Source organism: Bacillus sp. BB51/4 (assembly GCF_008368845.1).
Classification (GTDB): Bacteria; Bacillota; Bacilli; order Bacillales; family Bacillaceae_G; genus Bacillus_A; species Bacillus_A wiedmannii.
This window is the reverse complement of the sequence record NZ_QOSC01000005.1, coordinates 372,577-399,293: the sequence shown is the minus strand read 5'-3', so window position 1 is coordinate 399,293 and position 26,717 is coordinate 372,577. Positions and strand designations below refer to the sequence as shown.

Below are 26,717 nucleotides of genomic sequence, written 5' to 3'. Positions count from 1 at the left end.
GAAAGAAAGTGCTTTGCAACAAAGTTTCCTCACTTACAGTATGCAAAGTAAAAAACTTAAGAACCTCACACTTTTCTTTTCATTCGTGAAAAAAGCCAAAGTCAAGGCACGCTTGACTTTGACTTTTTGTCATCCTACTTATTTATATTACTTATCTTCTTTTACTTCTTCGAACTCAGCGTCTACTACATTGTCTTTCTTCGCGCCAGCATCTTGTGCTCCTTGTGCACCTTCTGCTTGCCCTGCAGCTGCTTGAGCTTGCTCGTATAATTTAACAGTTAATTGTTGTACGATTTCTTGTAAAGCGTCTTTTTTCGCACGGATTTCCTCAAGCTCGTTCTTCTCAATCGCAGCTTGTAATGCTTCTTTCGCTTCTGTTGCTTTTGCAACTTCAGCCGCATCCACTTTACCTTCTAAATCTTTTACAACTTTATCTGTTTGGAATACAAGTTGGTCAGCTTCGTTACGAAGTTCAACTTCTTCCTTACGTTTTTGGTCAGCGTCAGCATTTGCTTCTGCTTCTTGTACCATACGATCTACTTCTTCATCAGAAAGACCTGAAGAAGATTGGATTGTAATAGTTTGCTCTTTGCTTGTTCCTAAGTCTTTTGCACGTACGTTAACGATACCGTTCGCATCAATATCGAATGTTACTTCGATTTGTGGAATACCACGTGGTGCTGGTGGAAGGTCTGTTAATTGGAAACGACCTAACGTTTTGTTGTCAGCTGACATTGGACGCTCACCTTGTAATACGTGAATATCTACTGCCGGTTGGTTATCAGCAGCTGTTGAGAATACTTGTGACTTACTTGTTGGAATTGTAGTGTTACGCTCGATTAATTTCGTGAACACACCACCCATAGTTTCAATACCTAAAGAAAGTGGAGTTACGTCTAATAATAGTACGCCTTCTACATCACCAGTAAGTACGCCACCTTGAACTGCAGCACCTAATGCTACAACTTCATCAGGGTTTACACCTTTATATGGTTCTTTACCAGTTTCACGTTTAATAGCTTCTTGTACAGCTGGGATACGAGTAGATCCACCAACAAGGATAACTTTATCTAATTCACTTGGAGCAAAACCAGCGTCTTTTAATGCACGACGAGTTGGCTCTAACGTTCTTTCAACAAGACCTGCTGAAATCTCTTCGAATTTCGCTCTTGTTAACGTTAATTCTAAGTGTAATGGACCAGCAGCTCCAGCACTAATGAATGGTAATGAAATTTGTGTTTGTGTTACGCCAGAAAGATCTTTTTTCGCTTTTTCAGCTGCATCTTTCAAACGTTGAAGTGCCATTTTATCTTGGCTTAAATCAATGTTATTTTCTTTTTTGAACTCAGCTACTAAGTGGTCAATAATAACTTGGTCAAAGTCATCTCCACCAAGACGGTTGTCACCAGCAGTTGAAATAACTTCGAATGTTCCATCTGCTAACTCAAGGATAGATACGTCAAATGTACCGCCACCTAAGTCATATACTAAGATTTTTTGCTCTTCATCTTGTTTTTCTAAACCGTAAGCAAGCGCTGCTGCTGTTGGTTCGTTAATGATACGCTCAACTTCTAAACCAGCGATACGACCAGCATCTTTTGTTGCTTGACGTTCTGCATCGTTGAAGTATGCAGGTACTGTAATAACAGCTTTTGTTACTGTTTCACCTAAGTATGCTTCAGCAGAAGCTTTTAAGTTTTGTAAAATGATTGCAGAAATTTCTTGAGGTGTATAATCTTTACCTTCAACTTCTACTTTGTAGTCTGTACCCATATGACGTTTAACAGACATGATTGTATTTGGGTTTGTAATTGCTTGACGCTTTGCAACTTCCCCAACTTGACGCTCTTCATTTTTGAAAGCTACAACAGAAGGTGTTGTACGGTTTCCTTCTGGATTTGGGATAACCTTTGGTTCTCCACCTTCCATAACAGCTACACAAGAGTTTGTTGTACCTAAGTCAATACCGATAATTTTACTCATGGCGAATCCTCCTACTTTTATGTAAATTATTGATTTACTTTTACCATTGATGGGCGAATCACACGGTCTTTTAGTTTATAACCTTTTTGGAATTCTTCAACTACCGCGTTTGATTCAAATTCACTATCTTCCACTTGCATAATAGCTTGGTGTTCATTAGGATCAAACTGTTTACCAACAGCTTCAATCGCTTCAACGCCTTCTTTAGTCAACGCTTCTAGCAATTGACGATGCACCATTTCCATACCTTGTAACAAGGATTTCGTTTGCTCATCAGTTGCTTCCACTTGCATCGCTCTTTCAAAATTATCAAGAGCTGGCAAAATATCTGAAACTAGACTTTGTGCTCTATATTTTTCAGCAGCCTGTTTATCCATTTGGACACGACGCTTATAATTTTCAAAATCAGCTTGTAGACGTAATGTGCGACCTTCCGTTTCCGTTAGCTTCGCTTGTAACTCATCTACTTTTTCTTGTAAAAGAGCAGCCTCACTTTTTTCTTCTACAGTTTTTTCACTGTTTTCTGTCGTGACAGCTTCTTCAACTTGCGCTTCTTTTACTTCTTCTACCACTTGTTCGTTACGCTCTTCCACAATATTCACCTCCTTAAAAGGTATTAGGTATTATGCTGAACACAATTCCTTAAGCATTATATATTACACACAGCAATGAAAATTTCATTACTTGAGCGAATGTATTACTCTCATTTACTTTTTAAGTCCATCAGTAAATTGTCTCGTAAATAACTGTAACAAACTAATTACCCGAGAGTATTGCATTCTTGTCGGACCTAAAATAGCAATTGTTCCAAGCTGTTCTTCTCCAATCGAATATGTTGCAGAAATTAAACTACAATCTTCCATGGCCGTCGCAGAGTTTTCCCTACCAATGTTCACTTGAATACCTACTTGTTTATGACGCAAAATGTCATAAAACTCGGCTTCATTATCAATCATCGTCAGCAAGGATCTTACTTTGTGAATGTCATGGAACTCTGGTTGCGAAAGCATATTTGCTTTGCCTCCAAAGTATATCTTTTCCGATAAAGGAACTTGAAATGTACCATCTAACATTTTTATTGCACTATCGTAATTATGAACATATCCACGTAAAACTGTAACAATCTCTTTAAAGATTTTGTTATGCAGTTCTGCCATTGGTACACCCGACAGCTTTTCATTTAAAATATTAACCATTTTTTCTAAATCTGATAAATCAACAGATTCCGGAACGGTAATCGTTTTGCTTTGTACATGCCCTGTATCCGTTACAATAATAGCGACTGCAGTTTGATGGTCAAGCGGTACAATTTGTACGTTTTTAAGTTTATTTGTGCTTAACTTCGGTCCAAGAACAATGGCCGTATAATTCGTAAGCTCTGATAAAATTTGAGCCGATTGTTGTGCAATCTTTTCCGCTTCAAAAATTCTTTCAGCAAATAAATCTTTAATTTGTACAATTTCATCGTTCGGTAAGTTTTGCGGCGCTAAAAGATGGTCTACATAAAAACGATATCCTTTTTCAGAAGGAACACGTCCTGAAGAACTATGCGTTTTCTCAATAAATCCTAGTTCTTCTAAATCAGCCATTTCATTTCGAATAGTAGCTGAACTAAACGTAATTTCATCTTTCTTAGCCAACGTCCTCGACCCAACAGGTTGCGCTGATCCAATAAAGTCATCAATAATTGTTTGTAAAATTAAGAGCTGACGTTCCGTAAGCATCTCATCATCACCTCTGTTAGCACTCTTTGTCTTCGAGTGCTAAATCTATTAATAACTTACCAAAATTGACATTCAATTGTCAACGGAAACGTCACGAAATAATGAAACTTTTTCACGTTTATGGAACATTTAATTAGTCAATCAAAAATGATTGGAATACTTCATTCCCTAATAATTTTCCTTTTCGCGTTAAACGAACATATCCATCTTTCTCTTCAAGCAATCCTTGTTCTTGATTTTTTTGCAACTGCTTCGCGAAAACTTGATTCATCTCCATATTAAATTTCTTTTGAAACAATATTTTAGATACACCTTGTGTTTTTCGAAGTCCTAAGAACAACTCTTCTTCCATTCTTTCTTTCTCCGTCACCGCGTGAACATCTAAATATGGAAATCCAGTTTCATCGATTTTATTGAAATATTGCTTGAGCGGCCCTACATTTTGGATACGTTCTCCATTTACATAACTATGCGCTCCAGCTCCAAATCCATAATACTCCTCATTATTCCAGTATGTGAGATTGTGTCTACTTTCATTATCACCTTTTGAGAAATTGCTAATTTCATACTGGCTATAGCCGTGTTTCTCCATTTCATCCATTACCATTTCATACATTTTCGCTTCATGATCTTCACCTGGAAGTCTTAATTTCCCTTTATTCATTAAGTTATAAAACACAGTTTTCGGTTCCACAATTAATGAATATGCTGAGAAATGTTGTACACCAAGCGTAAAAGCAATGTCTAATGTTTCTTTTACATCTTCTATCGTCTGCCCTGGCAGAGCATAAATAATATCTACATTTATATTTTTAAAGCCCACTTCCTGCGCTTCTCTAATTGCTACAAATGCATCTTCCCTCGTATGCTTACGCCCAATTTTCTCAAGCAACTCATCCCGAAATGTTTGCACACCAAAACTAATTCGGTTCACTCCACCTTCTAGCAATACATTTAACTTCTCTTTCGGTAAATCACCTGGATTCGCTTCAAATGTTAATTCACAATTTGGAGCAAATGGACGTAAGCGACGGTTTATAATATCTAGTAACTTTTTTGTCTGTTCCATATTTAACGCTGTCGGAGTTCCTCCACCAACAAAAATCGTTTTCATACTATCAAACGGTACTTTTTGAACTGTATTTATTATTTCTTTCTCTAAATACTCTAAATATTGATCGACCGGTTGGCGTTCAATAAACACTTTATTAAAATCACAATAGTGACAAATATGCTGACAAAATGGAATATGAATATATGCAGCTTGAACCAAATATAACTCCTACCTTTCTAAAAAGAAAACCTCCGCACTCCGGAGGAATCTTCACTTCTCTAACGTATTACGAATTTGTTCCATTCGCATTTTTCCCCAATCATACATCATTTCAACGATCGGTAAAAGCGACATGCCTAATTCCGTCATATAATACTCTACTCGCGGAGGAATTTCTGGGTATACTGTTCGGTCAACAATCCCATCTTCCATTAACTCTTTTAATTGGTTCGACAAAACTTTATGAGAAATGCTTGGGAATAATCGTTGTAATTCACTAAAACGATGAGGCCCTTCCACACCAAGATGCCACAGTATCACAACTTTCCACTTCCCGCTAATAATAGAAAGCGTCAATTCCTTTTCACAATTAAAATTGCCATTTTGTATTTTTTCGTGAATATCTTTTCGAATATTTTCGGACATTAATAGTCTCCTAACTCTATATCAATCATTCATAAATATAGCCACCTCACTATTGTAAATGAGAGAAGCTACGTTGTCTAAAAAGTAATTATACATAAAAAAGAAGCCGTATAAACGACTTCTTTTTTTATCTCAATCCGCATGAAATAACAATCAATTATTAGTTGTCATCCATTTTCAGTACAGCCATGAATGCTTCTTGCGGTACTTCTACAGAACCAACAGACTTCATACGTTTTTTACCTTCTTTTTGCTTATCAAGAAGTTTACGCTTACGAGAAATGTCACCACCGTAACATTTTGCAAGTACGTTTTTACGCATTGCCTTAATTGTAGAACGTGCTACAACCTTGTTTCCGATAGTCGCCTGAATTGGTACTTCGAACTGTTGTCTTGGAATTAATTCTTTTAATTTCTCTACGATTACTTTACCACGATCATACGCTGAATCACGGTGTACGATAAATGATAGAGCATCGACTTGTTCGTTATTTAAAAGAATATCCATTTTCACAAGTTTCGATGGTTTGTAACCAATTAACTCGTAGTCAAACGATGCATATCCTTTCGTATTTGATTTCAACTGATCGAAGAAGTCATATACGATTTCTGATAACGGAATTTCGTATGTTAGTGTAACACGTGTTTCATCTAAATATTGCATATCAATAAACGTTCCACGTTTACCTTGGCAAATTTCCATTACAGCTCCAACATAGTCATTCGGAACCATAATTGAAGCCTTCACAAACGGCTCTTCTACACGATCAATAGACTGTGGATCTGGCATATTAGATGGATTATCAACAATAACATCTTCACCGTTCGTTAAATAAACTTTATAAATAACGCTTGGTGCTGTTGTAATTAAATCGATTTTAAATTCACGTTCAATACGTTCTTGAATGATTTCCATGTGAAGAAGTCCTAAGAAACCACAACGGAAACCAAATCCTAGCGCTTGAGATGTTTCTGGTTCAAACTCAAGAGCAGAATCGTTTAACTCTAATTTTTCTAACGCATCACGTAAGTCGTTGTAACGTGCAGAATCGATTGGATATAAACCACAGAATACCATTGGGTTTAATTTACGATAACCTGCTAACGCCTCTGCAGCCGGACGTTTTGCATGTGTGATCGTATCACCTACGCGTGTATCACCTACGTTTTTAATAGATGCTGCTAAGAAACCTACATCACCTACTGTTAACTCGTCACGTTGCGTTGTTTTCGGTGTAAACACACCTACTTCTGTTACTTCAAATTCTTTTCCAGTTGCCATCATACGTACTTTATCGCCAACTTTTACCGTTCCATTTACAACACGGATATATGCAATTACACCGCGGTACGGGTCATATAAAGAATCGAAAATCATACATTGTAAAGGCTCTTCTGAATCACCTGTTGGAGCTGGTACCTTTTCAACGATTTGTTCTAAAATATCTTCAATACCAATACCAGCTTTCGCTGAAGCAAGTACAGCTTCCGATGCATCTAAACCAATTACATCTTCTACCTCTTGACGTACACGTTCTGGGTCCGCACTTGGTAAGTCGATCTTATTAATAACTGGTAATATTTCTAAATTATTATCAAGCGCTAAATATACGTTCGCTAATGTTTGCGCCTCAATCCCTTGTGCTGCATCCACAACAAGAATCGCACCTTCACAAGCCGCTAAACTACGAGATACTTCGTACGTAAAGTCGACGTGTCCTGGAGTATCGATTAAGTGAAGAATATACTCTTCACCGTCTTTCGCTTTATACGTTAGTTGTACTGCATTTAATTTAATTGTAATACCGCGCTCACGCTCTAAATCCATAGAGTCAAGCAATTGAGCTTTCATTTCACGTTGTGTTAACGCGTTTGTTTTCTCTAAAATACGGTCTGCTAACGTTGATTTTCCGTGGTCAATATGAGCAATGATAGAGAAATTACGGATTTTGGACTGTCTTTTTGCTCTTTCTTCTTTGTTCATCTATGTTCTCAACTCCTAATAGTCTCGCCAATATACACTAGCACTGATTATATCAATAGAGCAGCAAAGATTCAATGAAAACTCGTGCTGCTTACAATACAAATCATTCTATTTATATCTTATGCGAACAAACCATAAGAGACAAACCTTTTTCAAATTTAAAAACGGCTGTCGTACAAAATGGTAAGACAACCGTTCTTCCTGCTACCCTTAACTAAAAATCTCTCTCACTTTCCCAACAACTATATCCGTTCCGAACTTTGTTACTTCATAAGTAGCACTTGCTATTGCCATACCAATTCCTTCTACAACATTAAAGCTTTTTAAGCTTTCTAATTGTTTTTGTTTTTCAGCAACGGAAAACGAACTTCCCAAAATTTCCGATTCAGCACCCGCACCCTCTGTTCCTGTCATATGAGCGATTTGTTCATACGACATTTGCTGATAACCTTTCATACTTTTCAAACCATGATTAGCAAGTGCCACCCCTGCTATTATCATAAGTAAACATAAGGCCGCACTACATATACATAAAAGCGAAAAACGGCTTAAACGATTATCGTCTCTTCCCATCAATGTGTATATGCTCCTGTATTATCTTGGTCAATTTGATGATGCAAGGCTGCATTTAAACCACTCGCTATTACATTCGCCATATCCTCTATGAAAGCATCCACTTCTTTCGGAGTCACCATTAAATTATGACCAAGAGGAGATAACACTTCATAAATTAATTTTCTCTTCTCTTCATCTTCCAGTGTACCTACAGCACCTAAAAACATATTCCGACTCTTTTCATCCGGCATATCTTCTTCTGTTAATTTTTTCTTTTCTCCAAATGTAAAACCGGCTGGCAACAAAGAACGGGAAGGTTTGTTTCCTTCTTTCATCTCCCGTCCAAAATGTTTCAAAATAAAATCAATTGTATCGCTTGTAATCGAAACTGCATCAACCACAGTCGGAACACCAATCGCGATAACAGGAATACCCAATGTTTCTTTACTAAGTTCCTTACGCTTATTCCCAACACCCGATCCAGGATGAATTCCCGTATCAGAAATTTGTATCGTACTATTTACTCGTTCAATAGAGCGGGCAGCTAATGCATCAATTGCAATGACAAAGTCTGGCTTCGTCTTCTCAATGATTCCATAAATGACATCGCTCGTTTCGATTCCTGTAATTCCCATTACCCCCGGCCGAATTGCACTAACAGGCCTAAACCCTTCTTCTACACTTTCAGGCTGCAATTGAAACAAATGTCTCGTTACCAATACATTTTCTACAACGATTGGTCCAAGCGCATCTGGCGTTACATTCCAATTCCCAAGGCCAACAATTAAACAACTCGCTTCTTTCGTAACGCCAACCTCTTCTAAGAAATAAGAAAATTCTTTTGCAAAAATGCGCTCTACTTTTTGTTGCAGTTCCGTATCTTGTTGACGTATACCTTGTACTTCAAGCGTTAAATAACTCCCAGGTTTTTTACCCATCGATTCAGAGGCAATTTCATCAATCGTTACTTTTGTAATGGTAATACCTTCTTCTTCCCTCTCTTTGACAATAACTCCTTGTATCCCTTTTTGCTCTTCTTGACTCTCTTGCAGCATTTCATGTGCCTCTACAGCAAGGTCCGTTCTAACACTATATTTACTTAAATCTAATGGTTCTTTCATCGTATCTCCTCCGTAATTCATAGTAAATATCGTTAGATTTCCCAAAGTTATATAAGGTCATTCTTTCCTTTACGTGAAATTTCATTGATATACTATTGCAATTCTCTTCACCGTTTGATAGAATATCACTTGTTCTATGTTAAGAATCGAGTCATTCGATTGCACCAGGGAGGTGAAAAGTATGGCAAACATCAAATCTGCTATCAAACGCGCTAAACTTAGCGAAGAGCGTCGTTCACATAACGCTTCTATCAAGTCTGACATGCGTTCTGCTGTTAAAACTGTAGAAGCTTTAGTTACTAATAACGATCTTGAAAATGCTAAAGAAGCTTTCAAAACTGCTTCTAAAAAACTTGACAAAGCAGCTCGTAAAGGTCTTATCCACCAAAACGCTGCAGCTCGTCAAAAATCTCGCTTAGCGAAACAAGTAAACGCGTAAGGCGTTTAAAAAACGATCCATTTGGATCGTTTTTTTATATACAAAAAGTTCACGTGCTAAGCACGTGAACTTTTTGTTTCATCACATATGATTTAACCGCATTAAGAAAAACTCAAGCACAAGTTTCTTATCCATTTTTCCAGTCTTCATACTATAATCAGCTTCCGCTAATTCTATAATCACTTTTTTTAATTCTTCAAAAGAGAAAAACTTCGTTTGATTCATCGCTAACTTTACACGATATGGATGCACACCAATATGAGACGCAATTTGATTTTGTCCATAACCACGCTGCTGTAACTCTTTCACTTGATAGAGCAAGCGGAATTGACTTACTAATAACGCAAGCAGTTTAATTGGTTCCTCTTGCTGCGTAAATAATCCATCCAAAATTTGCATCGCACCCGCGATATCTTTTTTTACCACTTTTTCTGTCAAAGCAAACACATTTTGTTCAACCGATTTTGGCACAAGCTCCCCAACAAGTTTCGGTGTAATCTCTCCGCCCATACCGACGTATAACGTTAACTTGTCCATTTCCTTCGCCAACATCGTTACATTACTTCCCACAAGCTCTAACAACAAACTAACAGCTGCATTATCTATATGCACATGCACTTCATCTGCACGAGCAACAATCCACTTCTGAACATCCTGCACTTGCATCGCATTCGCTTCTACTACGTCCGCTGTTTTCTTTAATAATTTTGTAATTTTTTTTCGTTCATCAAGTTTTTCGTAAGGCGCAACAAAAACAAGAATAGAAAATGGAGAAGGCTCTCCAATATATTCTTCTAAAATTTTTATATTTTGCTCTAATTTTTCTTTTTGTGAAGTTAAAAATAGTGGTGATTTTATTAATATCACTTTACGTTCCCCGAAAAAAGGAAGTGTACGTGCATCCTCAACCACATCTTCTAAATACGCTTCTTCTAAATCATATGTCACAACATTAAACTCGCGATCTTCCTCTTCAAGCGCTTCTGTTGTAATAAGCTTTATCGTTTCATTTATAAAAAACGCTTCCGTTCCATACAGTAAATACACTGGAGCAAACTGCTTCTTTTTAATCTTTTTATGTATATCACTCATACTTTTTCCTACTCCCTAACTTGGCAATATATATTTATACTACTGCCCTAGCTTTCGTTTTACAAGTACAAAGGAACAGGCTTTATGACCCGTTCCTTTATTTATATTAAACGCCACGCAATAAGCCCCGGGTTTCTTATTGGTGTGCGGTAATCACCTTCCCTTTATTATTCACAATAAAGATTCAAGTATAAGTGCCAACTGTTAACATGCTTGGAAACAAAACACTCACGTTCCTTAACGATCTAAAGTAGTAAAAACGCTCGATTTCTCTTCATATGGAAATTGTAGATTTTTTTCTGACAATATTTTATACTAAAGTGGAATGTTGGGGAGGGATTCTAAATGAATGATTTTGAACAGAACGTTCAAAGTAAACGCAATGACGCTATTGATTCAGGGGTAGGATTTATCGTCTCATTTGGTTTTTTCGCAACACTTTTCATCATTGCAACTGTTATTAAATTTATCGGTTCTTAAAGACTGCTGCTTACTGGCAGTCTTCTTTTTTATCTATTATGTGTTTCATCGTATGTGATTTTGCTACGAAAGGTTCCGTGTTCCACTTTAAAAACATAGGAAATAGCGCCTTGCTTATCCGTACGCCATATTTCAATCCCCATCTTCTCCAAACGCTCTATCACTTCCTTATGAGGATGCCCATACCTATTACGCTCACCGACAGAAATAATCGCTATATCAGGCTGTACAGCGCTCAAAAAAGGCACTATAGATGACGTATTACTCCCATGATGAGCAACCTTTAAAACATCCGCCCGTAAATCTGGATACGTAGCTATTAAAAATTTCTCTCCTTCTTCTTCTAAATCACCTGTAAACAGCCACGTTGCCCCTCCTAATTTTGCCCATATTACGATTGAAGCATTATTTTCACTTCTTGCTTTTCCTGTTGGAGCTAACACAAAAAATTCCGCTTCATTTACGCTCCAACTCTCTCCTCCCCCCACTTCACTTATTTTCACTTCCTTTTCTAATGCCTGTTTCTTTAATACTTTTTCTAATACCGCATCTTGTTCTTTTCGGCCAAATACAACTTCTTTTACGCTTATATTTGATAATAACTCTTGCGCAGCACCTATATGATCCGCATCTCCATGCGTTACGATTAATTTATCAATTGTTTTAATCCCTTCCTTTTGTAAATAAGGGATTAAAATATCATTTCCAACAGAAAATTCATGCTTTTTCCGTTGCCATTCTTCCTTATTTGCACGCATTGTGCCACCAGTATCAATGAGGTAAATCTCTTTATCGTACGGGAGGCGAATTAAAATTGCGTCTCCCTGTCCAACATCAAGAAATGTAACACTCCCACTTTCTCGAAAATACGGATATACATAATGACATGTACAAACGAAAAGAAATATACCCGAAGCTACGAACATAATTTTCTTCGACACCCGCCTTTCCCAAACCATCAATATACTAACAATACTCGCGTAATATAGAGCTACAAGAAGTATAGGTGTTTGCCCGAAAACAAGGCGGATAAACGGTAAATTTTCACAATAACTTAGAAAATCATTAGAAAGATTCAAACCTATTGATAGTACATTCGCAAGTCCTTTTGCAAGAAACGGGAAGATCGGTATACATACCAAAACAATAATACTACACGGCAATACAATAAGAGATAAAAACGGAACGTATAGGATATTAAGAAAAATACTATATGGAGAAAAATAACCGAAGTGATATAACAAAATCGGAGTACTAACGAGTTGTGAAATAAAAGAGATATAAATGGAATTTCGGATTACTCCATTGCTACTATCTAGTAAAAGCGGGGCTGACAAAAGCAAGGCGAAACTACCAACGAACGAAAACTGAAAGCCAATATTAAAAACAAGATACGGATCAAATATAAGCATACATATAGCTGTAACGCTTAAAGCATCTAAGCTAGATAAACGAATAGAACATATGAAAGCAATCAACATCAAAACTCCTGTTATAGAAGCTCTTATAACAGACGGTGATTCTCCTGCTAAAATCATATATAAAGGAATGCAAAAGATAAGACATACTGTCGCTATCTCCCTCGTCACACCACTTCTTAGTAAAATAAAATACACAATTACCATTAACAATACGATATGCGATCCTGAAATCGCCAACAAATGTACAAGACCAAATTGCTGATATTGCTCTTCAACTTCAAATGTCATTTGTTGTCTATCACCAAATACTAATGCATTCATAAAAGCACCTGATTGCTCCGGAAACATTTCTGTAACGCCCGAGATTGATTGCTGTCTCAAAAGAAGAATCCATTGCACGAGTGACAACGATGTTTTTTGGCATTCAGAAATATGTATAGCCTCCAATATGAAATGAATATTTTGCTTATACAAATAATCACGATAATTAAAACCATGAAAGTTCCGAGCTATTGGTGGTTCTTTCCTCTCACCTTCGAATACACATGATACTCCTGCATGTAATTGTCGCAGTTGTTTCTTTTCCAAGGCCGATTTAATTTTGTAACTTAACTGCACTATATTTTTATTCTGATCTTCAACTTGAAATGTTAGGCGATCCCCGTTAATAAGAGGTGTATTTTGTATTAGCCCCCTTGTAACTTCGTAAGACTCTCCTAGAGGCTTGTTTTGCCCTTGAATATACGTAGTGTACATAGCGCCACTAAAACACGCTAACATACAAAAAAAGAAGGTTTTACGCGAAGTACGGTATAAACAATAGAAAACATACAAAACGAGACAACAAGTCAGCAATAGAACTGAAGTGGAAAAGGCAATTGCAATCCCTATGATAAATGAGATTGCAACATAACCCCATTGTCCATACAACTATACTCACTCCTTATAGCATCATTTTTGCTTTCGTGAATACATGCTGTAATTCTTCCATTGATAAGTTTTCTTTTTCTAAAGATGCAAATAGTTCTTTTAACTCCATATGACGCTTTTGATCCTCTAATGCTGCAATATTATATTCTAGCGGAACGTGTTTCACTGTTACATCCGCTTTTTCAAATAACTCTACGGCATATGGATGATTTTTATAATCCTGCGCATAATAAACTGCTGTAATACCACTTTGAATAATCGCCTTACAGCATTGTAAACAAGGGAAATGCGTAACATAAATTTCCGCTTCCTCCGTTTTCACACCGAATTTTGCACACTGTAATAAAGCATTCATTTCTGCGTGAATTGTACGAACACAATGATTATCAATAACGTAGCATCCATCATCTATACAATGTACGCCACCTTTAATTGAACCATTATATCCACCAGCAATAATTCGTTTATCACGAACGATTGTCGCTCCTACTGCAAGCCTTGTACATGTACTACGTAAAGATAGCAGATGGCTTTGCGTCATAAAATATTGATCCCATGAAATTCGTTCCATATTTTTCACCTACTTTTTTGTCTACTTGTAGTGTAGCGAATGAAGAAAAACTTCGTCAATCTTTTACGGAATAATAATTTGATCTTTTATTCTTTCCAATGACTTCACACCGATCCCATCAATCTCCAACAAATCTTCTATTTTCTGAAAAGGACCATGTTCTTCTCGATATTTCAAAATACTTTCTGCTTTCCGAGAACCAATGCCTGTAATTTTTTCAAGTTGTTCTTTAGAAGCTGCATTTATTTGAACTTTCCCCTCCCCCTTTGCAATAGCAGCTACCTCTTGCACTTGTTCGTTTTCATTCGGTACATAAAGGATCATTTGGTCTTGTACCATTTGTGCTAAATTTACCTTCTTCCTATCTGCCTCAGGTAAAAAACCACCTGCCTTTTCAATAGCATCCTTGACCCGGTCCCCTTCTTTCATTTCATACACCCCCTCTTTAACAACAGCCCCTTTCATATCAATTACAATTATTTTTTTCTGCTGCTTTGTATCCGATATTTTCGGTTTACTTTTCTTCTCTAGCTCTTTCGCTTGAACATCCGTTGCAATGACCGTTCGCTCTGTATGCTGGTTCGTTTTCCAAAAAAGAAGAAAAAGTACAGTTCCAATAATAGCTACTAATCCTAACCATTTCTTTGGAAAATCCCACATCATTTTACACCTCTAATCATAAATTTATAACATCATTCATATTGTTTAGGAGAAAGCTGTTACGAAGGAGGGATGAAACATTGAACATAGGAATTATAGGGACAGGGAACATGGGGAATATACTAATCGACGCATTTTTAGAAACCCGTGCTGTCAAACCTTCGTGCCTTACAATGATTAATCGAACGCCCGCCAAAGCATATCATATAAAGGAAAAACACCCTTCTGTTCATATAGCCAAAACTATCGATGAGGTAATCGAACGATCACATCTTATTTTTATTTGCGTAAAGCCAATAGATATATACCCGATCCTACAAAAATACGCTGAACATTTTTCTGATGAAAAGTGCTTAGTTTCTATCACAAGTCCAATATCTCCGTCACAATTAGAGACGCTTGTACCTTGCCACATTGCACGTATCATTCCGAGCATTACAAACCGCGCCCTGTCTGGCGCATCACTATTTACATTTGGAAGTAAATGCTCTGAAGAGTGGCAACAAAAGCTATTTCGCCTATTCAAAAACATTTCTACTCCTCTTATGATAGAAGAAGATATAACGCGCGTTTCATCTGATATAGCAAGCTGCGGCCCTGCATTCTTTAGTTATTTATTACAATGTTTCATTAACGCTGCTGTAGATAAAACAAATATTACACATGAAGAAGCCACTACTTTAGTAAGTGAAATGGTCGTTGGAATGGGGAAACTACTTGAAAAAGAGATTTTCACATTGCCTACTTTACAAGAAAAAGTATGTGTTAAAGGCGGCGTTACAGGAGAAGGCATTCGTGTTTTAGAAGAACATGTTGGGGATATGTTTCATAAATTAATTGAGCGGACACACGAGAAATTTGATGAAGATTTAAAATGCGTCGATCAGCAATTCAATAAACACACATAATAAATACGTCATCGTCATTCCAAATCCTTTTTATAAATACTTACTTTTTTACATTACATTTTCACTTAAACTAGTATTTTCACACTTCACGTATATCATCTTCTTATTATGCTAGAACTAAAATTACAACTTCTTTACAAAACAAAAGCAACCTTCTCGGTTGCTTTTGTTTTATCCGTTTTTCTTCGCCATGAAGAAAATACGCTCTGTTTGTTCTGTAACTTCAAGTCGCTCAAAATCACCAGTGACGCGAAGCACAGTAAAACCAGCTTCTTCAAGCCATTTCGTTAACTCTTCGACCTGATATGCACGTTGCACGTGACATTCGTCAAAACGATGGTACACATCTTCTTCTGGGTCTTGAACAAAGAATGTTAAATCATGTTCTACACTATTTGATTCTTCACCAGGGAAGCAATTCCAAATAAGAGATATTTCTTCTCCATTCACTGTGTATGTTTCATTTTGAAATACATGATGTATTTTATATAAAGAATGTACATCAAATAAAAACAAACCATCTTGACGTAAATGGTGAAACACTCTTCGAAATGTTTCTTGCACTCCATCTTCTTGCAATACATAGTTTAATGAATCACAAAAGATCGTTACACAGTCAAACTCACCTGGAACGTCAAGCTCTCGCATGTCTTGTTGGTAAAAAGGAATAAAGTATCCTTCTCCGCCTAGTTTTTGCTGAGCGACCGTTAACATCTCTTCCGAAAGATCGACACCGATTAAATCGTAACCCTTTTGTACAAGCGGAAGTGTTACATTACCAGTACCGCATGCTACATCAAGAATCTTCGCCTCTTTCATATCCGCTTGCTGTAAACTTTCCTCTGTGAATTCCACCCATTTATCATAAGGAACATCATTCATTAGTTCGTCGTACAACAAAGCAAATTGTTCGTATTTCATTGGTCTAGCTCGTCTGTAATATCCTCACGTGGCACATCGCCCCAAAGACGCTCTAAATTATAGTGATTACGCTCATCTTTATGGAATACATGAGCAACTACATCTCCAAGGTCAACTAGTACCCAGCGTGCTTCGTCAAAACCTTCCATACGTTGTACGTCGATTTGGAACTCATGTGCTTTTGATTTAATTTCACGCGCAATTGCTTGCACTTGCTTATCTGAGTTACCGTGACAAATAATGAAATAATCTGCAATTGGTGAAATACCTTGCATATTTAGGACAACCATATCTTCTGCTCTCTTATCATCAGCTGCTTTTGCTGCTAATACTAATAACTCTTTATCTTTCATTTACTAATTTCCTCCTTGATAACTGCGTTGTATGTTTGGAATGTTAATGGATAAATCGTTTGATTTTTTTCCATTAAAAATTGAATTGTTCGCTTTAACGCAAATAATAAAGCTTGATTTATATCCGTATATGCGAGTTTACGAGCTTCCTCCACCCCTGGAAACTTTCGCCCAGGCTCAATGTAATCAGCTACATAAATTACTTTATCTAACATCGTCATTTTCTCATGACCACTTGTATGATATGTAATAGCTTGCAGGATTTCAGGATCCGTAATGCCTACTTCTTTTTCTACTAAGTATGCCCCAACAGGTGCATGCCATAACTCTTTGTTATAACAAAGTAAATCTTTCGGCAAATCTTCACTTTTAATAATCTCTTCCATCTCAGAAATCGCTCTACACTTCGCATAATCATGGAATATAGCTGCAACTTCAGCCTTTTTTTCATCCACACCGTATAACTTAGCAAGTTCAATTGCTGTCTCCATTACACCTATTGTGTGTATATAACGTTTTTCATGCATTTGTTGTTTGACAATATGAAGTGCTTTCTCACGATTCATACAACCCATTCCTCTCGATATACACCTGTACTTTTTCGGGAAGTAAGTATTTACATGTTCCCTTCTCTTTATATCTCTCACGCACTAAAGATGAAGAAACTGCAAACTCCGGAATTTCCACAGTGGTGATAGGATAAGGCGTACGCAATGTATAACCAGGTCTTGCAACCCCAACAAACGTCACAAGATCGAGTAACGCTTCAATGTTATACCACTTCGGTAAATACTCAACCATATCTCCACCAATAATAAAGTGAAACTGCACATCCGGATACTTCTTCGTCAATTGTAACATAGTGTCATACGTATAAGATGGGCCCTTTCTGCTTAGCTCTTCTAAACAAATAGAAAAATGTTCCTCCGCCTCAGTCGCAAGCTCTAACATTTGTAAGCGATTTTCTACACTTGTAATATTCCGTCCTTGTTTATGCGGTGGAATTTGGTTCGGTAAGAACCATACTTCTTCTAAATTCAAAGCGTGATATACTTCATTTGCAATTAGCAAATGCCCATAATGTGGCGGATCAAATGTACCGCCAATGATGCCAATTTTTCTCAAAAGAAACGCCCCTTCCTTTTACCTACAGTAACTCTCTTCATTCCTATCCGAAGAGAGTTCACTGTTAATAAAAGTTCAATTGGTTTCGCTCTCTACATCATTACGCACTAACGATAAAAAATAGCATATGCTATTCTTTTGATCGCGGAAGTTTAATTTGTTTATTTTCTCTAGATTCTTTGTATAAAACGATTGTACTTCCAATTACTTGAACGATTTCAGCACGTGCGCCTTTTGCAAGTTCTTCTGCAACTTCACGACGATCGAATTCACAGTTTTGTAGCACACTTACTTTAAATAGTTCACGAACTTCTAAAGTATCTGCGATTTGTTTAATCATATTTTCATTTACTCCGCCTTTTCCTACTTGAAAAATTGGTGTTAAATGATGTGCTTGTGCACGTAAAAATCTTTTTTGTTTTCCTGTTAACATATATGTTAGCCTCCAAGCTTTCTTATAACTAATTGTTTCATTCTATCGATATTCGGTACACGCCCTGTCCACATTTCAAATGCAAGTGCACCTTGATAAACAAACATATCAATACCATTTTGAATCATTGCACCTTGCTCTTTTGCCTCACATAAAATTTTCGTTTCAAATGGATTATAAATTATATCTGATACAATCGTCCCTTTTTTTAACGAAGAAATTTGTAATGGCGTATATTCGACGCGTGGATGCATACCTATTGTTGTCGTCTGAATGATAATATCATAATTTCCTTGTTCTTCTGTTGCTTTTTCTAGCGATAAAGCAACAGAATTAACAGTAGCCGTACATGCAGCAATAAGTTCTTTCGCCTTATCTGCTGTACGATTAGCTACATCAATCTCTTTCACACCTACATCAGCAAGAGAAAAATAAATAGCTCGACTAGCACCACCTGCGCCAAGCAATAAAATACGTTTCTCCTGAAGTGGTTCACTACTAATTGACTGCAGCGCTCGGACAAAACCAATTCCATCTGTATTGTAGCCAATCAATTTTCCATCCTTATGAACCACTGTATTTACTGCACCAATTTGTTTTGCTAGCGGGTCAATCTCATCCAAATAATCCATAATAGCAACTTTGTGCGGCGTTGTTACATTAAATCCTGAAATACCTAATGCTTTTAAACCTCTTACTGCTTCCCCTAGCACTTCCTCTTTAACAAGAAATGCATGATAATGGGCATCCATATTCAAGTGTTCAAATGCATCGTTATGCATAACTGGCGATAATGAATGTCCAATTGGATTTCCGATTACACCATATAATTGTTTCATAAATCCCTCTCCATATTAAATTAAAGATTTACGTAGCGAAACACTTACTCCTTTTGGTACGTGTGCAACAATTTTTGCTCCCGATTCGTTTACCGTAACCCATCCTAATCCAGAGAATACAACATCCGTTTTTGGTTCACGAATATTAAATTCGTATTTCACTAACTCTGGCATATTTTCTAATTCTTCTGGTGTTGGCGGGCTTAGTAAATCCCCAGCATGATTTTTATACAATTCATCTGCTTTCTCAAGCTTTGTACGATGGATTGTTAAACGATTCGAGAAGTGACAAGTAAATGCACGACGACCACCACTTACATAATCAAAACGTGCCAATCCACTGAAGAATAGTGTTTGTTCTTCATTTAATTGGAACACCATTGGCTTAATTTCTTTTGTTGGTGTAATAAGCTTTAAGCTTTCTTTTCCAACATAATGAGCCATTTGATGGTGGTTAATAATACCTGGCGTATCATATAAAGAAGATTCTTCGTCTAACGGAATATCAATTAAATCAAGTGTTGTTCCTGGGAAATGAGATGTTGTAATTACATTTTCAGTCTCATCACTAAATTCTTTAATCATACGATTAATAAATGTTGATTTTCCTACATTCGTACATCCAACAACGTAAACATCTTTTCCGCCGCGGTAATACTCAATAGCATCTGCCAACTCAGCAATCCCTTGCCCCTTTGCTGCACTAATTAAAAAGACATCTTCTGGCTTTAATCCTAGCTGCTTTGCACTATAGCGCATCCAATGCTTTACTTTATCATGTTTTACTGACTTAGGAATTAAATCAGCTTTATTTCCAACAAGTAATACTTTATTATTTCCCACGAAACGATGTAGGCCAGGTAACCAGCTACCATTAAAATCAAAAATATCTACAATTTTAACTACTAACGCATCCGATTTTCCAATTCCATTTAGAATACGTAGGAAGTCATCATCTGTTAATGATACATCTTGAATTTCGTTATAATGTTTCAAGCGAAAACAGCGTTGACAAATTACTTGTTCTTTCTCTAAAGATGAGGTAGGAGCATATCCCACTTCGTTTTTATCTTCTGTTTGAATTTCTACACCGCAACCAATACATTTAATTGTTTCAGTCAAACTTTATTCCTCCCAGTTAATTAAACCTTTTTTCTTCATATTTCTCATAATTCTTCGTTCAATTTTTCGATTAAAGCGCGTTACTAATCCGTCCGTTTGTGCTACCGGTACAACTAAAATTGTATGAAGTCCCACTCGGTTTCCACCTAAAACATCCGTTAGTAACTGATCTCCAATTACTACAACTTCATCTGGTTGTAAACGCATCTCTTGTATCGCACGCTTAAACGCGCGAACAAATGGTTTACGCGCACTATGAATAAATGGAATACCTAATGGATCAGCAAAGTCTTTCACACGTTGCTCATTATTATTTGAAACGACCGTTACTTGAATACCTTGCTCTTTCATTTTCAAAAACCATTCTTCAAGTTGTGGCGTTGCATTCGGACGATCCCATTCAATTAACGTGTTATCTAAATCAGTAATGACACCTTTAATTCCACGTTTTTTCAAATCTTCTGGTTGAACATGATATACATTTTTCACATATTCATTTGGTAAAAATAGCTTCAATTTCTTTCACCTCTTTGAGGAGTTTTCATAAAAATTTTTCGACAACATATTTCGATATATGACCTGTGGATAAAATTGTACACATTTTCCACATTAATTTTTCAGCCAATTTGGAATTTACTAACAATCTATACACATTTTATCCACCTAGGTATGTGGATAACCACTCGTTTGTGACTGTCATATTTTTTTGGTACATTAAATGCAACAACGAATCAATCCTTAAATTATTAGGAGGTGACTCACCTTGAAAACAAAATATATGGAACAGTTGTCTACTGAGTTACTCACTGAGTCTTATTATAAAGCAAAAGAACTAAAATTAAATCCCGACTTCATTTTACTTATAAAACAAGAAATGATTAGACGCTCATTAGAGGACAAGCTTGTCAAATCGTCTTGATTACATATAAAGTGAAATTTTAATGAGCTAACTTGTAAAAAGAGCCATCCTGCGATGGCTCTCGAATAAACAAGTACTCCCATCTAGGGAATTTCATCATTAAGCATCTTTGTCCATAACTCTTGCTTACAGTTATAAAATGTTTTCTTTACTTATGAGCCGAACGAGTAGCAATTTTTTCACCAAGACGAAGCTCTTGTCCACTCTTCAATTCCTGCACTACTTCTATCATATCTTTTTCAAACAATAACACAACTGTTGAGCCAAATGTAAAGTATGCCATTTCTTCACCTTTTTGAACAGTGTCTCTTTCATGCAACAGCTCAATACTATTAACAAACATAGCTCCTACTTTTACAAGTGCCATATGTTCACCGTCACTATTTACTTCTGTAACAGAGCGATAATTTTTTGACAATGGCTCTTTCCCATATTCCATACCAGCTGCATTTACCGGATATGACTTTCTACCAAGTACAAACCTTTCAGTCACAGAACCAGAAAGCGGACTATGAATACGATGATAATGACTTGGGCTTAAATAAATAACCATGTATGTACCACCTGCATATCGCTTTGCACGTTCTTCATTACCTAGCATATCCACTATTGAATAACGCTTACCTTTAATATCAAATGTTTTTGTGTCCTCAATAGGACCGTGATCAGCAAAAACACCATCAACAGGACTAACGATACTCGATGCATCTGTATCAACACTACGCTTTCCTTCTTTTAGCTTACGCGTAAATAATTCATGCAATGTTCTATATTCCTTCAAACCCTTTTCCATCTCATCTTGGTTAATTTGAAAAACTTTCGCATACGATGGAATAATGATAGAGCTCAAACGAGATTGTGCAAATTTACGTAATATATAAGAAGTAAAACGACCATTTGTAAGTTCGATCATAAGTCGATATAATGTACGTCGCAAATTGCGAAACCTCCTAATCAGTCTATAACTTTAGCTTCCCCTTCTTTTCCTTCTATATCATATGTAAAATTGGTTCTTATTCCCACATATCATATAAAACTGTTTCATTATACATGCGGAAAACTAAGTATGGTATTATTCTTAAATTGTTTAGCACCCTCTAATATTACAGATAGAATCCGTCATTTTCAACAGTGAACATAGATTTCTTCTGAACACAACTCTTTTTCTTTCCTTATTTACAAAAAGAAAAGCAGCCCATTTTAAAATATGGCTGCTTGCAATGTACATTATTCTTTCGCTTTTTTCTCTTTCTCAGCTCTTACAAATTCATGGAACATTTTCATTAAAGCGCGCTTTTCAATTCTTGATACGTAGCTTCTGGAAATACCAAGTGCCTTCGCAATCTCTCGTTGCGTTTTCTCCTTATCAAGCCCCAGTCCAAAACGCTTCACGATTACTTCTTTCTCTCGTTCGTCTAAAATATCGATATACTCTTTAATCTTTTCTAACTCCATACTAAGCTGAATCATATCAATTACATCTTCAGACTCTGATTTTAATATATCGATAAGCGATATTTCATTCCCCTCTTTATCTTGCCCGATTGGATCATGAAGTGAAACGTCTTTTTTCGTTTTTTTCAGTACACGTAAATGCATTAAAATTTCATTTTCAATACATCGTGCTGCATACGTCGCAAGTTTTGTGCCTTTTCCTGCCGAATAGCTCTCGATCGCTTTAATGAGCCCAATTGTACCAATTGAAATTAAATCTTCTGCATCTTCCCCTGTGTTTTCAAATTTTTTAACGATATGAGCTACAAGCCGTAAATTATGTTCAATTAACAGATTTCTCGCTTGAGCATCACCTTGCTCCATTAACTCTAAGTACTTTCTCTCATCGTCTGATGATAACGGCTGCGGAAACGCATTATTCTTCACATAAGAAACAAAGACAAACACTTCTCGAACCATATATCCAATTGCGGCGAATAGACTCAAACCTTTCACCTCCGCCAAAATAGTGGTCTTTACTATGTGTATGTGGGCGTGAGGTTATTTGTGTCTGTACGATATAAATATGGAATCCTTAGCTTTTTGTCGAACGAAATACGTCTTTCATACCTGGAATATTTTTCCAATGTATTACAATATGTTAAGTTCCAAAATTTTGAAAGAGGTGTTTTCATGCGATACGCTACATCACAAATCAGAAACCTTGTAATACTCACATCATCATTTTTCTTACTTTCAGCCTGTGGACAACAAACGTCTCCTACAAAAACTGAGGCTACTAAACAAGATACTGCCGTATCAAAAGACAGTGCAAAAGCTGAGAACAACGCAAAAGCTGAGAACAGCACAACAACTAAAAACAATGCAAAAACTGAAAATAATACGAAACCTGAAAATAATACGAAACCTGAAGCAGAATCTAAAAACACACAAAAAGAGCAACAACCAGCTAAGCAACCAAATAAACAAACTGATACTAATACATTCACAAGTGAAGATGCTATAAAAGTTCTAGAAAAAAGAATGGGAGCTCGCTCAAATGAAATTCGTTACAGCTCCAGTGAAGACAAACTAATTGGCACATTAAATGGTATTAAGCTATACGACGTATTATACGGACGCGAATCTCCTGAGAACTCACGTGCGCTAAATTTTGCAGTGGGATCTGATGGAAACCTATATGATTGGTCAAAAGCTCAAGATGGTATTCTTCAACCACTTAACGGCAATTAATAAATGATTCTAAGAACATAGTAAAAGCCAGTCGATACGTATCGATTGGCTTTTACTAATACTCACTCCAAATTTTCTCCCCGGTATGCGCATCAATATAACGAATTTCTCGACTACAGTCGAAGAATTCTTTATAATTTTCATCCGTTGTTTGTTTATACAGCAATTGATATACCGTTTCCTCTACGTCATGATCTATAGACCATTCTAATTTAACTCGGATAGCCTCTCTGTATATTTCTAACGCTTCTTCTTTTGTTACTTTTGGTGTTGTTTCATATGCAAGTAATTCTTTTATAAATTTGCTAGACTCTCCAGAGTAGTGCATCACTGCACCATTTTCTGCATTGATGTTGATCATAAAGTGCTTATACTCTGCCGGAATACCATTCACATATACGGAAAAGTTAAATCTTTCAATCCCATCTTCTGCTTCTTCACGTTCCTCCCAAAGGCGAAGATATTGTGTGATATCCGGAATCACTCGCTCTAAAAATTGAATTGCTTTTTGTAAACATTCCTCTCTAGACAGTATTTGCTTTGCTTCTTTATCTTCTGTCAGTTTTATAAAACCAATTAATTCACTGGTTAATTTATCAACCGTAATGCCAATTAAATTATTATATTTTAACATCGGTAAATGCTTCTTAAAGAATTCATTCATTAAATATGGATTCTGTTCTTCTTTCTGTTTTTGTAATTCCTCTTTCAGAACAAATTTCATCCTTATTTCATCATCATTTTCCGTTTCATCTACTTTTGTAAAACTTTCTTTATCCCAGCCAAATAATTCGAATATGTCACCTTGCCGGCTACCTTTCTTTGTTTTTTCAACAGCTACTGTCGGCGGTAATTTATAATGTTCTGATCCAAATAAATCTTCTCCCGTACTTGCATTAATAGATGCATGACTAGGTTCTGGTTCATATACAAGATGGTCCCCTTTTACTTCTTCTCCATTTTCATACTCACATGAAGAGTGTGTTAAATCTACAAATACAAGTCTCATATTTTGTCTAGCTTTCAAATTTTCTAAAACGACATTCTCCTCAACAATTTCACTTGGCCATAACGGTTTTTTCTCGATAGCTTTTTGTCCATTATAACGAAAATGCACAACATTACCTGAAGGATGAACTCGCACGACACACCCTGTATTCGGCAATGGATAGCTATTCACTTCTTGCATATAATTTACTTCTTTCCAACCGCGCCAATTATCCTTAACAGTTACATATGTATAAAATTCATATCCTTCTTTTATATATTTTTTTAAGAATACATTTGCAATCTCTCTTGCTTTATTCTCCTCTATCGCTTCCTTGCCGCTCGAAATAGAATTTCCCTCCTCTATCCTAAAGTCAATTAAATTACCGGTATGTCTATTCAGTGTAATCTGTATTGTTCTCTCCTCATCCGCTTTATGTTCCCACCATAATAGATGATATGGGTCATCCACACCTTCTTGATCATCTACAACAAGACTATAATCATCTGAAATGTTAATAATATGAGCCACTTGCTCTTTTCTTTCTTTATCTTTTTGATTCATCATACCGCTCCCTTTATTACAATTTAAGGTAATTATAACAAACAAAACCAAAGAAATATAAACAAAAAAAGACTAGAGATATCTCTAGTCTTCTACTTCGTTTCACGATGTAACGTTACTCGCTTTAATCGTGGACAATATTTTTTTAGTTCGATGCGCTCTGGATTGTTTCGTTTATTTTTTTTAGAAATATAATTACGATCACCGCACTCGGTACAAGCTAATGTAATATTTACACGCATTTGTAATTCTCCTTTCTTTTAAAGATCGCAAACTAAAACGTAATGATTACGATTTATATATTATATAACTTCATTCTATTTGTCAATTGCAAAACAAAAGGGATCTAAATAGAACCCTTTTGTTTAAGTAATCTATACCTTGTATTAAAATGTTTCGTATGTAACAAACTCACTAATCGGTTTTCGATATCCTCGTGGGCGAGTTTTAGTAGTATCACTTTTTCCTATCGTAATCATTAAAACAGGTACTACATGCTCCGGCATATTTAATTCACTTTGTACTGCTTTTTCATCAAAACCGATCATTGGACACGTATCATAGCCATAATATTTAGCTGCGTACATAAAAGTCATCGCACTTAACGAAGCATTTCTAATCGCTTCCTCTTCCATGAAGCGTTCTCCTTTTCCTTCATATAACCCTTTCGTTTGCCTAATTGCATCTTCATACTCACATTCATCAATCATCTTTAAAACCTTCATACCGAAATAAATATTTTCGACATTTTGATATGCTCTCTTATCACCACAAACAAGTATTACTGCAGATGCACTTGATACTTTATACTGCCTAAAAGCTAACTCTTTTAATCTTTCTTTGCGCTCTTGATCACGAATTACAACATAATGTGTATGTTGCAAATTGTAACAAGATGGAGAAAGCTTTGTTAGCTCAAATATTTTTTAAAATCCTCATCAAGGATTTCTATTTCTTGTACAAATTTCATTGCAGAACGTCTAGCAATTGCTAATTCTTCAAAGTTCACCTTATAGCCCCTTAATAACCATAAATTCAAATATACATTAATTTATACAATCAAATAAATAAAATAAATCAAATGAAAACACTTTAAGTTATGGATAATAATGATGCTTCACAAAAAAAGACAAAAAGCTGAAACAATTAGTTCATACGAAATTCACACGAATCTATTACTATAAGAATTATACATAGT

At 36.2% G+C, this 26,717-nt stretch carries 29 protein-coding genes and 1 pseudogene; 5 read left to right on the top strand and 25 right to left on the bottom strand.

Translation table 11 applies throughout. The annotated features are described in order from the left end of the window. Nucleotides 1–147: 147 nt before the first annotated feature. The 8 genes from dnaK to gpr form a co-directional block, all read right to left on the bottom strand. Nucleotides 148–1,983 (bottom strand): chaperone protein DnaK, encoded by a 1,836-nt coding sequence (gene dnaK, locus DN392_RS04350; protein ID WP_000034697.1) that lies wholly within the window; start codon nucleotides 1,981–1,983, stop codon nucleotides 148–150. A 26-nt stretch (nucleotides 1,984–2,009) separates the two neighbouring features. After that, entirely contained in the window at nucleotides 2,010–2,576 is a 567-nt protein-coding gene (gene grpE / locus DN392_RS04345; protein WP_000392716.1) for a nucleotide exchange factor GrpE, read from the bottom strand. Between the two features lie 114 nt (nucleotides 2,577–2,690). Next, the gene (hrcA, locus tag DN392_RS04340) at nucleotides 2,691–3,707 is read right to left on the bottom strand and encodes a heat-inducible transcriptional repressor HrcA (RefSeq protein WP_000954944.1); all 1,017 of its coding nucleotides are present in this window, start codon (nucleotides 3,705–3,707) and stop codon (nucleotides 2,691–2,693) included. Nucleotides 3,708–3,840: 133 nt separating this feature from the next. Further along, nucleotides 3,841–4,980 carry a radical SAM family heme chaperone HemW gene (gene hemW, locus DN392_RS04335; protein ID WP_000249446.1) on the bottom strand — a complete coding sequence of 380 codons (1,140 nt, stop codon included), beginning with the start codon at nucleotides 4,978–4,980 and terminating at the stop codon, nucleotides 3,841–3,843. 51 nt (nucleotides 4,981–5,031) lie between these two features. Then, on the bottom strand, nucleotides 5,032–5,406 hold the full coding sequence (locus tag DN392_RS04330; RefSeq protein WP_001293536.1) for a winged helix-turn-helix transcriptional regulator: 375 nt from the start codon (nucleotides 5,404–5,406) through the stop codon (nucleotides 5,032–5,034). Between the two features lie 160 nt (nucleotides 5,407–5,566). Further along, nucleotides 5,567–7,390: an elongation factor 4 gene (lepA, locus tag DN392_RS04325; RefSeq protein WP_001030960.1), complete on the bottom strand. Its 1,824-nt coding sequence runs from the start codon at nucleotides 7,388–7,390 to the stop codon at nucleotides 5,567–5,569. A 210-nt stretch (nucleotides 7,391–7,600) separates the two neighbouring features. Then, nucleotides 7,601–7,966 (bottom strand): YqxA family protein, encoded by a 366-nt coding sequence (locus DN392_RS04320; protein ID WP_002107663.1) that lies wholly within the window; start codon nucleotides 7,964–7,966, stop codon nucleotides 7,601–7,603. Continuing rightward, on the bottom strand, nucleotides 7,963–9,066 hold the full coding sequence (gpr, locus tag DN392_RS04315) for a GPR endopeptidase (RefSeq protein ID WP_000662625.1): 1,104 nt from the start codon (nucleotides 9,064–9,066) through the stop codon (nucleotides 7,963–7,965). The genes DN392_RS04320 and gpr overlap by 4 nt, the downstream gene beginning before the upstream one ends. Nucleotides 9,067–9,247: 181 nt before the next feature. Here gpr and rpsT point away from each other — a divergent pair, with 181 nt between their 5' ends. Further along, complete coding sequence (rpsT, locus tag DN392_RS04310) at nucleotides 9,248–9,505, top strand: 30S ribosomal protein S20 (protein WP_001274014.1); 258 nt, start codon at nucleotides 9,248–9,250, stop codon at nucleotides 9,503–9,505. Nucleotides 9,506–9,586: 81 nt separating this feature from the next. Here the strand turns inward: rpsT and holA are convergent, their stop codons facing one another. Next, complete coding sequence (holA, locus tag DN392_RS04305; RefSeq protein WP_001279932.1) at nucleotides 9,587–10,597, bottom strand: DNA polymerase III subunit delta; 1,011 nt, start codon at nucleotides 10,595–10,597, stop codon at nucleotides 9,587–9,589. Nucleotides 10,598–10,942: 345 nt separating this feature from the next. Here holA and DN392_RS04300 point away from each other — a divergent pair, with 345 nt between their 5' ends. Further along, the gene (locus DN392_RS04300; protein ID WP_000997609.1) at nucleotides 10,943–11,077 is read left to right on the top strand and encodes a YqzM family protein; all 135 of its coding nucleotides are present in this window, start codon (nucleotides 10,943–10,945) and stop codon (nucleotides 11,075–11,077) included. A gap of 29 nt (nucleotides 11,078–11,106) precedes the next feature. On the opposite strand, the gene DN392_RS04295 is transcribed toward DN392_RS04300, so the two are convergent. The 3 genes from DN392_RS04295 to DN392_RS04285 all read right to left on the bottom strand — a co-directional run bounded on the left by DN392_RS04295 (nucleotide 11,107) and on the right by DN392_RS04285 (nucleotide 14,662). Beyond that, the gene (locus tag DN392_RS04295) at nucleotides 11,107–13,428 is read right to left on the bottom strand and encodes a DNA internalization-related competence protein ComEC/Rec2 (RefSeq protein ID WP_061672369.1); all 2,322 of its coding nucleotides are present in this window, start codon (nucleotides 13,426–13,428) and stop codon (nucleotides 11,107–11,109) included. 13 nt (nucleotides 13,429–13,441) lie between these two features. After that, the gene (locus DN392_RS04290) at nucleotides 13,442–13,999 is read right to left on the bottom strand and encodes a ComE operon protein 2 (protein WP_000439780.1); all 558 of its coding nucleotides are present in this window, start codon (nucleotides 13,997–13,999) and stop codon (nucleotides 13,442–13,444) included. Nucleotides 14,000–14,062: 63 nt separating this feature from the next. After that, nucleotides 14,063–14,662, bottom strand: coding sequence for a helix-hairpin-helix domain-containing protein (locus DN392_RS04285; protein WP_000989940.1), 600 nt, complete (start codon nucleotides 14,660–14,662; stop codon nucleotides 14,063–14,065). A gap of 77 nt (nucleotides 14,663–14,739) precedes the next feature. On the opposite strand from DN392_RS04285, the gene comER reads away from it, so the two are divergent. Further along, the gene (gene comER / locus DN392_RS04280; protein ID WP_001020561.1) at nucleotides 14,740–15,567 is read left to right on the top strand and encodes a late competence protein ComER; all 828 of its coding nucleotides are present in this window, start codon (nucleotides 14,740–14,742) and stop codon (nucleotides 15,565–15,567) included. Between the two features lie 171 nt (nucleotides 15,568–15,738). Here the strand turns inward: comER and DN392_RS04275 are convergent, their stop codons facing one another. The 8 genes from DN392_RS04275 to DN392_RS04240 all read right to left on the bottom strand — a co-directional run bounded on the left by DN392_RS04275 (nucleotide 15,739) and on the right by DN392_RS04240 (nucleotide 20,876). Further along, entirely contained in the window at nucleotides 15,739–16,488 is a 750-nt protein-coding gene (locus tag DN392_RS04275) for a class I SAM-dependent methyltransferase (protein WP_000873069.1), read from the bottom strand. Next, complete coding sequence (rsfS, locus tag DN392_RS04270) at nucleotides 16,485–16,841, bottom strand: ribosome silencing factor (protein WP_000653210.1); 357 nt, start codon at nucleotides 16,839–16,841, stop codon at nucleotides 16,485–16,487. The genes DN392_RS04275 and rsfS overlap by 4 nt, the downstream gene beginning before the upstream one ends. Then, entirely contained in the window at nucleotides 16,838–17,407 is a 570-nt protein-coding gene (gene yqeK, locus DN392_RS04265; RefSeq protein WP_001078363.1) for a bis(5'-nucleosyl)-tetraphosphatase (symmetrical) YqeK, read from the bottom strand. The genes rsfS and yqeK overlap by 4 nt, the downstream gene beginning before the upstream one ends. Next, complete coding sequence (gene nadD / locus DN392_RS04260; RefSeq protein ID WP_001226042.1) at nucleotides 17,397–17,966, bottom strand: nicotinate-nucleotide adenylyltransferase; 570 nt, start codon at nucleotides 17,964–17,966, stop codon at nucleotides 17,397–17,399. Before nadD ends, yqeK begins: the two co-directional genes overlap by 11 nt. A gap of 130 nt (nucleotides 17,967–18,096) precedes the next feature. Continuing rightward, nucleotides 18,097–18,399, bottom strand: coding sequence for a ribosome assembly RNA-binding protein YhbY (gene yhbY, locus DN392_RS04255; protein ID WP_000955225.1), 303 nt, complete (start codon nucleotides 18,397–18,399; stop codon nucleotides 18,097–18,099). A 5-nt stretch (nucleotides 18,400–18,404) separates the two neighbouring features. Beyond that, complete coding sequence (gene aroE, locus DN392_RS04250) at nucleotides 18,405–19,238, bottom strand: shikimate dehydrogenase (RefSeq protein WP_000812092.1); 834 nt, start codon at nucleotides 19,236–19,238, stop codon at nucleotides 18,405–18,407. A gap of 15 nt (nucleotides 19,239–19,253) precedes the next feature. After that, entirely contained in the window at nucleotides 19,254–20,360 is a 1,107-nt protein-coding gene (gene yqeH / locus DN392_RS04245; protein WP_000140797.1) for a ribosome biogenesis GTPase YqeH, read from the bottom strand. A 3-nt stretch (nucleotides 20,361–20,363) separates the two neighbouring features. Continuing rightward, entirely contained in the window at nucleotides 20,364–20,876 is a 513-nt protein-coding gene (locus DN392_RS04240; protein WP_000765310.1) for a YqeG family HAD IIIA-type phosphatase, read from the bottom strand. 247 nt (nucleotides 20,877–21,123) lie between these two features. On the opposite strand from DN392_RS04240, the gene sda reads away from it, so the two are divergent. Beyond that, entirely contained in the window at nucleotides 21,124–21,279 is a 156-nt protein-coding gene (gene sda / locus DN392_RS04235; protein ID WP_000853283.1) for a sporulation histidine kinase inhibitor Sda, read from the top strand. Nucleotides 21,280–21,427: 148 nt separating this feature from the next. Here the strand turns inward: sda and DN392_RS04230 are convergent, their stop codons facing one another. Next, complete coding sequence (locus DN392_RS04230; RefSeq protein ID WP_001255007.1) at nucleotides 21,428–22,216, bottom strand: phosphatidylserine decarboxylase; 789 nt, start codon at nucleotides 22,214–22,216, stop codon at nucleotides 21,428–21,430. 290 nt (nucleotides 22,217–22,506) lie between these two features. Continuing rightward, nucleotides 22,507–23,220 carry an RNA polymerase sporulation sigma factor SigK gene (sigK, locus tag DN392_RS04225; protein WP_000051382.1) on the bottom strand — a complete coding sequence of 238 codons (714 nt, stop codon included), beginning with the start codon at nucleotides 23,218–23,220 and terminating at the stop codon, nucleotides 22,507–22,509. A 186-nt stretch (nucleotides 23,221–23,406) separates the two neighbouring features. Here sigK and DN392_RS04220 point away from each other — a divergent pair, with 186 nt between their 5' ends. Next, nucleotides 23,407–23,967, top strand: coding sequence for a hypothetical protein (locus tag DN392_RS04220; RefSeq protein WP_088321531.1), 561 nt, complete (start codon nucleotides 23,407–23,409; stop codon nucleotides 23,965–23,967). Between the two features lie 55 nt (nucleotides 23,968–24,022). On the opposite strand, the gene DN392_RS04215 is transcribed toward DN392_RS04220, so the two are convergent. From DN392_RS04215 to DN392_RS04205, 3 genes and pseudogenes are all read right to left on the bottom strand, one after another. Beyond that, complete coding sequence (locus DN392_RS04215) at nucleotides 24,023–25,519, bottom strand: YcdB/YcdC domain-containing protein (protein ID WP_048565722.1); 1,497 nt, start codon at nucleotides 25,517–25,519, stop codon at nucleotides 24,023–24,025. Nucleotides 25,520–25,611: 92 nt separating this feature from the next. Beyond that, nucleotides 25,612–25,761, bottom strand: a complete 150-nt coding sequence (gene rpmG / locus DN392_RS04210) for a 50S ribosomal protein L33 (protein ID WP_001265617.1) — start codon at nucleotides 25,759–25,761, stop codon at nucleotides 25,612–25,614. A 144-nt stretch (nucleotides 25,762–25,905) separates the two neighbouring features. Further along, nucleotides 25,906–26,528 (bottom strand): annotated as a pseudogene (locus DN392_RS04205) (nitroreductase family protein). Nucleotides 26,529–26,717: the final 189 nt, after the last annotated feature.

Bases quoted from the DNA above. Each gene is read 5' to 3' on its own strand.
- yqeK (WP_001078363.1), bottom strand. From the start codon at position 17,407: ATGAATCGTGAGAAAGCACTTCATATTGTCAAACAACAAATGCATGAA.
- rpmG (WP_001265617.1), bottom strand. From the start codon at position 25,761: ATGCGTGTAAATATTACATTAGCTTGTACCGAGTGCGGTGATCGTAAT.
- DN392_RS04290 (WP_000439780.1), bottom strand. From the start codon at position 13,999: ATGGAACGAATTTCATGGGATCAATATTTTATGACGCAAAGCCATCTG.
- rpsT (WP_001274014.1), top strand. From the start codon at position 9,248: ATGGCAAACATCAAATCTGCTATCAAACGCGCTAAACTTAGCGAAGAG.
- DN392_RS04285 (WP_000989940.1), bottom strand. From the start codon at position 14,662: ATGATGTGGGATTTTCCAAAGAAATGGTTAGGATTAGTAGCTATTATT.
- hrcA (WP_000954944.1), bottom strand. From the start codon at position 3,707: ATGCTTACGGAACGTCAGCTCTTAATTTTACAAACAATTATTGATGAC.
- gpr (WP_000662625.1), bottom strand. From the start codon at position 9,066: ATGAAAGAACCATTAGATTTAAGTAAATATAGTGTTAGAACGGACCTT.
- holA (WP_001279932.1), bottom strand. From the start codon at position 10,597: ATGAGTGATATACATAAAAAGATTAAAAAGAAGCAGTTTGCTCCAGTG.
- DN392_RS04220 (WP_088321531.1), top strand. From the start codon at position 23,407: ATGCGATACGCTACATCACAAATCAGAAACCTTGTAATACTCACATCA.
- yhbY (WP_000955225.1), bottom strand. From the start codon at position 18,399: ATGTTAACAGGAAAACAAAAAAGATTTTTACGTGCACAAGCACATCAT.
- DN392_RS04330 (WP_001293536.1), bottom strand. From the start codon at position 5,406: ATGTCCGAAAATATTCGAAAAGATATTCACGAAAAAATACAAAATGGC.
- rsfS (WP_000653210.1), bottom strand. From the start codon at position 16,841: ATGAAAGATAAAGAGTTATTAGTATTAGCAGCAAAAGCAGCTGATGAT.
- DN392_RS04215 (WP_048565722.1), bottom strand. From the start codon at position 25,519: ATGAATCAAAAAGATAAAGAAAGAAAAGAGCAAGTGGCTCATATTATT.
- aroE (WP_000812092.1), bottom strand. From the start codon at position 19,238: ATGAAACAATTATATGGTGTAATCGGAAATCCAATTGGACATTCATTA.
- dnaK (WP_000034697.1), bottom strand. From the start codon at position 1,983: ATGAGTAAAATTATCGGTATTGACTTAGGTACAACAAACTCTTGTGTA.
- DN392_RS04275 (WP_000873069.1), bottom strand. From the start codon at position 16,488: ATGAAATACGAACAATTTGCTTTGTTGTACGACGAACTAATGAATGAT.
- lepA (WP_001030960.1), bottom strand. From the start codon at position 7,390: ATGAACAAAGAAGAAAGAGCAAAAAGACAGTCCAAAATCCGTAATTTC.
- DN392_RS04300 (WP_000997609.1), top strand. From the start codon at position 10,943: ATGAATGATTTTGAACAGAACGTTCAAAGTAAACGCAATGACGCTATT.